At 73.3% G+C, this 8,088-nt stretch carries 5 protein-coding genes and 1 pseudogene; 2 read left to right on the top strand and 4 right to left on the bottom strand.

What is annotated here, in order from left to right:
• The first annotated feature begins 136 nt into the window (after nucleotides 1-136).
• Both ACZ6I1_RS01890 and ACZ6I1_RS01885 read left to right on the top strand, forming a co-directional pair.
• Nucleotides 137-1,876, top strand: a complete 1,740-nt coding sequence (locus ACZ6I1_RS01890; RefSeq protein ID WP_469281988.1) for a hypothetical protein — start codon at nucleotides 137-139, stop codon at nucleotides 1,874-1,876.
• Nucleotides 1,864-3,999 (top strand): annotated as a pseudogene (locus ACZ6I1_RS01885) (MMPL family transporter); the annotation flags it as partial. The gene ACZ6I1_RS01890 and the pseudogene ACZ6I1_RS01885, both read left to right, overlap by 13 nt.
• Before the next feature lie 41 nt (nucleotides 4,000-4,040).
• Here ACZ6I1_RS01885 and ACZ6I1_RS01880 read toward each other — a convergent pair.
• Genes ACZ6I1_RS01880 through ACZ6I1_RS01865 form a run of 4 tightly spaced genes read right to left on the bottom strand, consistent with a single transcriptional unit; the run spans nucleotide 4,041 to nucleotide 8,001 of the window.
• Nucleotides 4,041-4,481 carry a VOC family protein gene (locus ACZ6I1_RS01880; RefSeq protein ID WP_469281987.1) on the bottom strand — a complete coding sequence of 147 codons (441 nt, stop codon included), beginning with the start codon at nucleotides 4,479-4,481 and terminating at the stop codon, nucleotides 4,041-4,043.
• Between the two features lie 30 nt (nucleotides 4,482-4,511).
• The gene (locus ACZ6I1_RS01875) at nucleotides 4,512-4,865 is read right to left on the bottom strand and encodes a UBP-type zinc finger domain-containing protein (protein ID WP_469281985.1); all 354 of its coding nucleotides are present in this window, start codon (nucleotides 4,863-4,865) and stop codon (nucleotides 4,512-4,514) included.
• Nucleotides 4,862-6,328, bottom strand: coding sequence for an ATP-binding protein (locus ACZ6I1_RS01870; RefSeq protein ID WP_469281984.1), 1,467 nt, complete (start codon nucleotides 6,326-6,328; stop codon nucleotides 4,862-4,864). The genes ACZ6I1_RS01875 and ACZ6I1_RS01870 overlap by 4 nt, the downstream gene beginning before the upstream one ends.
• Complete coding sequence (locus ACZ6I1_RS01865) at nucleotides 6,325-8,001, bottom strand: NAD(P)/FAD-dependent oxidoreductase (protein ID WP_469281982.1); 1,677 nt, start codon at nucleotides 7,999-8,001, stop codon at nucleotides 6,325-6,327. The genes ACZ6I1_RS01870 and ACZ6I1_RS01865 overlap by 4 nt, the downstream gene beginning before the upstream one ends.
• Nucleotides 8,002-8,088 lie beyond the last annotated feature (87 nt).

Genomic DNA, 8,088 nt, shown 5'->3' with positions numbered 1-8,088 from the left:
CCTGGCCGGGCGATCGTGACTGCGTCGCATCGCCCGGCCAGGCCGCACCACTGCCCGCGGAGGCAGACGCGGCAACGACACCCGTTCACCGGCACGTGGGCGCGCCGCCGACCCGGCGCACGGGCCTTCGACGATCATGTGTCCCGGCAGTTCCGCAGAGCAGCCGAACGGAGCCCGGCCCGTGACATCAGTCGAACTCTCCCCGCGTCCGGTCACAGCGCACGGCCCGGCAGCCGCGGCCGCCCGGGAGCCGTGGCACCGGCGTCACCGTGTGCCGCTGACCGCCACCGGTTCCGTGCTCCCGCTCTACGCCCTGTGGGCCACGGCCCTCGCGACCGGCGGCGGGGACCTCGCGGCGCAGGAGGCGTGGGCGGGGTTCGTCGCGCGCCATCCCGGCTCCGTCTACAACCTCTCCTGGCACGGCGGACTGCACACCGGCTCCTACAGCCTGATCTCGCCCTACGTGATGGCGGTCTTCGGGGTGGTACCCGTGACTCTGGCGAGCGGCCTCGTGTCCACCTGGCTGGTGGGCCGGATCTGTGCCCGCTGCGGTGTACGGCGCGCCCAGTGGCCCGCCCTGCTGGCGGCCCTCATGCTCTGGTGCCAGGCGGCCTCCGGGCGCACCACCTTCCTCCTGGGCGTTGCCTTCGGGCTCGCGGCGCTGCTGGCGTTCGTGAGCGGGCGCCGCGCCCCGGTCACGGCCGGCTGGGCGGTGGCGGCCACGATGGCGAGCCCCGTCGCCGGGCTGTTCCTCACGGTGGTGGGCGCGGCCTGTCTGCTGACGTCCCGGCGCCGGGCACCGGCACTCGCGGTGTCGGCGGCCCCCGCCGCCGTCCTCGGCCTCACGGCCTGGCTGTTCCCCTTCCACGGCCAACAGCCCATGGACTTCGTACGGATCTGGCCGCCCCTGCTCATGGCCGCGGCCGTCGCCGTGGCGGCACCGCGCTCCTGGCGGCTGCCGCGGTCGGCCGCGGTGGTGTACGCGGTGGGCGTGGCGCTGGCCTATCTGATCCCCTCGCCGGTCGGGACGAACGTCGAGCGGCTCGCCCATCTCGCGGCGCCGCCGGTGCTGCTCGCCGCCGCCATGGCGACGCACGCCCACGCCGGCGGGGTGGGCGCGTCCCCCGGATGGCTCCGGACGGCTCGGCGGGCCCCACTCGTCCTCGGCCTCGTCCTCGCCGTGTCCTGGGTGGCGGGCAATACCGCAGCCCACGTCATGGACACGGCGAGGGTGCCGCGGTGGGCCGCGGAGACCGAGGGTGTCGTTCAGGCCCTCGAACGGCTGGGCGCGGACCGCTCCCGCGTGGAGGTGGCCATGGCACGGAGCCATCGGGAGGCGGCCCTGCTGGCGCCCCACGTCGCCCTGGCACGCGGGTGGAACCGGCAGGCCGATGTCGAGCGCGGCCGGCTGTTCTACGACGGGTACGGCGGAGCCGGTGTGCCCGCGGGAACGTTCACGGCGGACGCCTACCGCGCCTGGCTCGACCACTGGGCGGTCGGCTTCGTCGTCCTGCACGGCGGCCCGCTGGATGCCGCTTCGGAACGCGAACACGCGCTGGTGACGAGCGGGCCGGCGTACCTGGAGCCGGTGTGGCGGGACGAGAGCTGGCGGATCTACCGGGTCAAGGATCCGGTGCCGCTGGTGGATCCGCCCGCGCACGTGGTGGCCTCCGACGCCGCCGAGGTGGTCGTACGGATGCCCGTGCCCGGAACGGTGACGCTGCGACTGGCCTACTCGCCGTGGCTCCGCGCCGAGGGCGGGGGCGGCTGCCTGGCCCCCGCGGGCGGCGGACTCACGCGGCTGACGGTGAGCCGGCCGGGCGATGTCACGGTCGGCTCCGCCTACGGCTCGGAGGCCCGCCGATGCACCGCCTGACGGGGGTGCCGCCGCGGCCCGCGGGCACGGGCGGGCCGCTGTCGGGCCGACTCGCCCTGTTCTGCGTACGCCACCACCGCATCGTCCTGGTGATGTGGCTGCTGCTCCTGGGGGCCGGGCTGGGCGCGGTCGGACCGGTGGTGGACCGGCTGGACCGGCAGCCCTGGAGCGTGGCACCGCATGAATCGGTCCGGGCAAACCGCCTGTTGGACGGCACCCGGTCCTTCGCAGGGCAGATCGACGCCGTCGTCGCAGGCCTGCCGGTTGCCGATCCCGGGTTCCAGGGGGAGTTGGCCGCGGCGCGGCGTGATCTGTCCGCGGTCCCCGGTGTGATCGCGGTGACCGCCCCGGACGCGGGCGCCGCGCCGGGTCGCCACGGCCGCGCCGTTCCGGCCGGTGCCCCCGATCCGGCCGTTTCCGCTGACGGACGAGCCGCCCTGCTGTCGGTCCGGCTGGCGCGCGGACTCCCCGACGACGTGCGGCAGAAGGCGGAGGCGGCGGTCGAATCGCGGGTGCGGGACATCGCCGGCGCCCTGCCCGGCGTCGAGGTGACCCTCGGAGGCAGCGATCGCGCGCGCCGCGCGGTGGCGGACCAGTCGCTGGCCGATACGCGGCGCAGCGAGATGATCACCCTGCCCGTGACCTTGGCCGTGGTGTACGTGCTCTTCGGCGGCTTGGTTGCGGCCTGCGTACCGGTGCTGGCGGCCGTGTGCACGGTCGGCGCGGGGATGCTCTGGCTGCTGGTCCTGTCGCGCTGGTACGACCTCACTTCACCCGCGCTCTCGACGACCACCATGGTGGGACTGGCCCTGGCCATCGACTATTCGCTGGTGACGGTCGGGCGGTTCAGGGAAGAGCGGGCCGCGGGGCACGACGTCGCGGAGTCGGTGGTGCGGACCATGGCCACCGCCGGGCGCGCGGTCCGGTTCGCCGCGCTCGTCGTCGCCGCCGCCCTCTGCGGGCTGGCCGCCTTCCCCAGCGACTTCTACGCCGCGATCGGCCTGGCCGCGGCAGGGACCGTCGCCCTCTCCCTCGCCGCCGCGCTGACCCTGACCCCGGCGCTCCTGGCGGCGTTCCCGCAGCGGATCGGGGCGTGCGCCGCCCGCGGCACCGGCTCCGGCGGCTTCGCCCGGCTGGCCCGGTGGACCCGGCGGCACGCGCTGTCGGCCGCGGTCGGCGTCGGGGTGCTGCTGCTGGCCTGTGCGACCCCCTTCCTCCGCGTCCACCTGGTCAGTCCCGTCGGGGAGCAGCAGCTCCCGCCCGCGGCGGAGGCGCGGCGCTACGCCGACACCGTGGCGGAGCGGTTCCCACAGCACCGCGCGGACGCGGTGGTGGTCGTGGCACGCACCGACCCGGCCCGCCTCCAACAGTGGGCGGGCCGTTTCGCGGGCGGCCCGGACGTCGAGGCGGTGGGCGCGGCCACGGCCGCGGCCCCCGGGATCGCGCTCGTCCGCGTGGTGCCGAAGGCCGACACCGCGGGCGCGCCCGGCGACCGGCTCGTGCAGCGCATCCGGGCGGACCGCCCGGCCGGGTTCCCCGTCTGGGTCACGGGGCGCAGCGCCCTCGACATCGACTTCCGGGCCGAGGTCGTCGACCACGCGCCCCGGGCCGCCGCCCTGATCGCGGCGACCACCTTCGCCTTCTTGTTGCTGATGACGGGTTCGGTGCTGCTTCCGTTGAAGGCGATCGCGATGAACACCCTGTCGCTGGGTGCCTCGTTCGGCGCTCTGGTCCTCGTCTTCCAGGACGGCTGGGGCGCCGGCCCGCTGGGAGTGCACACGCTGGGCGGGCTGGGCTACTGGCTGCCTGTGGTGGTGTTCGCGCTGGCTTTCGGCCTGTCGATGGACTACGAGGTGTTCCTGCTCTCCCGCATTCAGGAACTCCACGACTCCGGGGTGGACAACGACCTCGCCGTCGAGCTCGGGGTCCAGCGCTCCGCCCGGATCATCAGCTCCTCGGCCGCGCTGATGTGCCTCGTCTTCATCGGATTCGCCACGGGCGAGCTGCTGGTCATGAAACAGCTGGCGATCGCGCTGACCGTGGCCGTCGTCGTCGACGCCACGCTCGTGCGGTGCGTGCTCGTTCCGGCCACGATGACTCTGCTCCGCGACGCCAACTGGTGGGCTCCGTCCACGCTGCGCGCGCGGCTGCGCGGTCTGCGGGCTCAGTTCCCGGCTTCGCCGAAGTCGGGCAGGACGAGCGATCCGTCCTCGGCCAGTGTGAAGCCCGGGTTGTGTGCGACCTCCCAGGCGTGGCCGTCCGGATCGGTGAAGGCGCCGGAGTAGAAGCCGACGCGGTTGACGGCCGCCGGACTGATGACCGTGCCGCCGGCCCGCTCGGCGGCCTCGAGCAGGGCGTCCACCTCGGCGTCGGAACGCACGTTGTGGGCCAGCACGATGCCGTCGAAGGCGGCCGGGGGCCCGGCGGGCAGACCGCAGTCGGCAGCCAGCTTGCCCCGGTCCCACAGCACCAGGGCCAGCCCGCCCGCCTGGTAGAAGACCGTCTCCTCGACTTCCTGGCCGCGCCAGCCCAGGGCCGTGTAGAAGTCCTTGGCGCGGGCGAGGTCCGCGACGCCGAGGGTGATCAGACTGATCCGCTGTTCCATAGGCCCACCGTACCGGCCGGGCCCGGCCGTTCAGCGGTGCAGCAGCCGCGTCCAGTCCTGGGGAACCCGGTCGGCCGGTCCCGGCGCCGGCTGGTCGGCGGGGTGGGCGGCCGGCGGCGCGAGTTCGGGACCGGACTCGTACAGCTTGTCGCCGTCGTAGTCCCAGAACCACTCCTCGCCCGGTTCGAAGCTCTGTACCAGGGGATGGCCGGTGGACTTCCAGTGGGCGGTGGCGTGCTGGGCGGGGGACGAGTCGCAGCAGCCGATGTGGCCGCACTGGGCGCAGCGTCGCAGGTGGAACCACCAGCCGCCCGCCGCGTCGCACTCGGCGCAGCCGGGCCCGGTGGGCGGGGCGCTCGGATCGATTCCCTTGATCTCGGTCATACGGGCTCCTCGGCGGTCTCGTTGGCGGGTTCCGGGGTGGTGGTCAGGGGCAGCAGTACCTGGAATCGGGTGTCCCCCGGTGCGGACTCGACCTGGAGGCTGCCGTGGTGCTTGTTGACGACGATCCGCCAGGAGATGTCCAGGCCGAGGCCCGTGCCTTCGCCGACCGGCTTGGTGGTGAAGAACGGATCGAAGATGCGGCTGCGGATGTCCGCCGGGATACCCGGTCCGGTGTCCCGGAACTCCACCAGCAGCCGGTCCCCTTCCCGCGCCGTGCGCACCGTCAGCGTGCCGTCGCGGCCGGTGCTCCCGATGGCGAAGACGGCGTTGTCGATGAGGTTGGTCCACACCTGGTTGAGCTCCGCCGGGTACGCGGGCACGTCCGGTACGGAGCGGTCGTAGTCCTTGACCACCCGGACCCGGGGACCGATCTTGCCGGACAGCATCAGCAGGGTGCTGTCGAGGAGCTCGTGTACGTCGACGACCCGGTGCGGGGCGCGGTCGAGCTGCGAATACTGCTTGGCGGCGTCCACAAGGTGGGAGATGCGCGTGGTGGAGTCGTCGATCTCGTCCATCAGCAGTTCGGTCTCGACCGTGTAGTTGAGCCAGCCGACCGCCCCCGGGAGGATGTCCTCGGCCACGGCCGCCTCGACCTGGTCCAGCCAGTCCGTGTCCAGCCCGGCCTGCACGAAGGTCGGTGCGATCCGCCAGCCCTCCGGGATGCCGTGGTCGTCGAGCCAGTCCGCGAGCTCGTCCTCCCGGTCGGACGCCTCCAGGGGGCTCAACACCGGTGCCTTCGCGACGCGTTCGGCGGTCCGCTCCTGGATCTCGATGAGGTCGGCGAGCGCCTCGCGGGAGTAGGGGCCGTGGGCGATGACGGCCAGCTTGTGCCGCATCTTGCCCACCCGTTCGCGCAGCGCCGCGGTGGCCCGCACGGCCGCCGCGGCCGGGTTGTTCAGCTCGTGCGTGAGCCCTGCGGACAACGATCCGAGCGCCAGCAGGCGTTCGCGCTGCCCGATGGCCCGCTGGGTGTTCTTCGCGCCGAAGAAGAGCCCCTCCAGCAGGTGCGCGGCCATGGGGAACCATTCCTGCATGAAGTCCGCGAACGACTGCGCGGGCAGGACGAAGAACCGTGTCGGCTCGGTCACCCGCATCGAGTTGGTGTACGTCTGCGGAACCCGGTCGCCCAGGTAGGCCTGCATGGCCCCGGCGTACACCCCGCGCTGTGAGGTCCGGCTGACCTCGACGTCATCGCCGCCGACCCGGCGGGACAGCACGACAGTGCCCTCGATCATCACGTAGAAGCAGGTCGCCGGGTCGCCCTCGGTGTACACCGGGCCGGCCTCGAACCGCTCCACCCGCCCCTCGGCGCACAGCCGCCCGAGCTGTTCCGGGGAGAGCTTTTCGAACAGGAACAGCGAGGCGATCTCCTGCGGGCTGCAGGGCGCGGCCTGCCCGCTCATGACTGTTCCAGGTACCGGTGGACGAGCATCACGGCCATGGCTCCTTCTCCGACGGCGGACGCGACGCGCTTCGCGGACTCGGCGCGTGCGTCGCCCGCCACGAACACGCCGGGAATGTTGGTCTCCAGGTGGTAGGGCGGCCGGTCCAGCTCCCATTCGGCCGGCGGGCGGCCGTCCGGCGTGAGGTCCGGCCCGGCCAGGATGAAGCCGCGGTCGTCGCGCAGCACCGTGCCGTCCAGCCAGTCGGTCCGCGGGGCCGCTCCGATGAAGACGAACATCCACTGGGCGTCGACGAGTTCGGTGGCACCGCTCACGACGTCCCGCAGCGTGAGCCGTTCGAGGTGTCCGTCGCCGTGCGCCTCCTCGACGACGGTCCGGGTCCGCACCGTGATGTTCGGTGCCTCTTCGATCTGCTGGATCAGGTAGTACGACATCGACGCCGCCAGGGACTCCCCGCGGACCAGCAGCGTCACCGATTTCGCGCCCCGCGCCAGGTACATCGCCGCCTGTCCGGCGGAGTTGGCGCCGCCCACGATGTACACGTCCTGCCCCTGGCAGGAGGACGCCTCGGTGAGCGAGGAGCCGTAGTACACCCCGCAGCCGGTCAGCTGCTCGCAGCCCGGTGCCCGGAGCTGCCGGTACGACACCCCGGTGGCCAGGATGACGCTGTGCGCGGTGACGGAGGAGCCGTCGGAGAAGCGGACGACGCGCGCCGCGCCGTTGGCCTCCAGCCCCGTGACCTCGCGCGCGGTGAGGATCTCGGCGCCGAACCTCTTGGCCTGGCGGCGGGCGCGTTCGGTGAGCTGCGCGCCCGAGACGCCGTCGGGGAAGCCGAGGTAGTTCTCGATGCGTGAGCTCTGCCCGGCCTGCCCGCCGGTCGCCGACCGCTCGACCAGGACTGTACGCAGCCCCTCGGAGGCCCCGTACACGGCCGCGCCGAGCCCGGCCGGGCCGCCGCCGATCACGACCAGGTCGTAGAAGTCCGCGGCGGGCGTCGTCGCGAGCCCCACGTGGGCGGCCAGGTCGGCTGCCTCGGGTTCGAGCAGCACGGTGCAGTCCGGGGTGATCACCAGGGGCAGCCGCTGTCCGTCGGCCCCGGCCGCTGCCAGCAGTCGTCGTCCCTCGGGCTCGTCGGAGGAGTACCAGCGGTAGGGCACCTGGTTGCGGGCCAGGAACTCCCGTACGTGCGAGGAGTGCGCCGACCAGCGGTGCCCGACGACCTTGGTGGCGGGCACCGGCCGGTGGTCGCTGGAGCGCCAGGCCCTGAGCAGGTCGTCCACGACGGGGTAGAGCTTCTCCTCCGGCGGGTCCCACGGCTTGAGCAGGTAGTGGTCGAGGTCGACGACGTTGATCGCGTCGATGGCCGCGTTGGTGTCGGCGTACGCGGTCAGCAGCACGCGCCGCGCGCCCGGGTACACGCCCAGGGCTTGTTCGAGGAACTCGATGCCGTTCATCTGCGGCATGCGGTAGTCGGCCAGGATCACGGCCACCAGGTCGCCCCGCAGCTTCAGCTCGCGCAGCGCCTCCAGGGCGGACTCGCCGGACTCGGCGCGCACGATCCGGTACGAGGCGCCGTAGCGGCGCCGCAGGTCACGGGCGACAGCGCGGGAGACCCCCGGATCGTCGTCCACGGTCAGGATGACGGTCCGCGCGGTGTCGGCGACCTGTGCCATGCGTCTCCCACGAACGGCCTGGACCTGCTGGACCTGCTGGACCAGCGGGCACGGCGAGCCGCCGCGGCGCGGGTCCCCGACCATCGT

This window comes from Streptomyces sp. NPDC046303, assembly GCF_055588085.1.
This window is presented reverse-complemented; position numbering and strand designations above follow the sequence as displayed.

Coding starts and splice junctions, on each gene's coding strand:
- ACZ6I1_RS01890 (WP_469281988.1), top strand. CDS start 137: ATGTGTCCCGGCAGTTCCGCAGAGCAGCCGAACGGAGCCCGGCCCGTG.
- ACZ6I1_RS01880 (WP_469281987.1), bottom strand. CDS start 4,481: ATGGAACAGCGGATCAGTCTGATCACCCTCGGCGTCGCGGACCTCGCC.
- ACZ6I1_RS01875 (WP_469281985.1), bottom strand. CDS start 4,865: ATGACCGAGATCAAGGGAATCGATCCGAGCGCCCCGCCCACCGGGCCC.
- ACZ6I1_RS01870 (WP_469281984.1), bottom strand. CDS start 6,328: ATGAGCGGGCAGGCCGCGCCCTGCAGCCCGCAGGAGATCGCCTCGCTG.
- ACZ6I1_RS01865 (WP_469281982.1), bottom strand. CDS start 8,001: ATGGCACAGGTCGCCGACACCGCGCGGACCGTCATCCTGACCGTGGAC.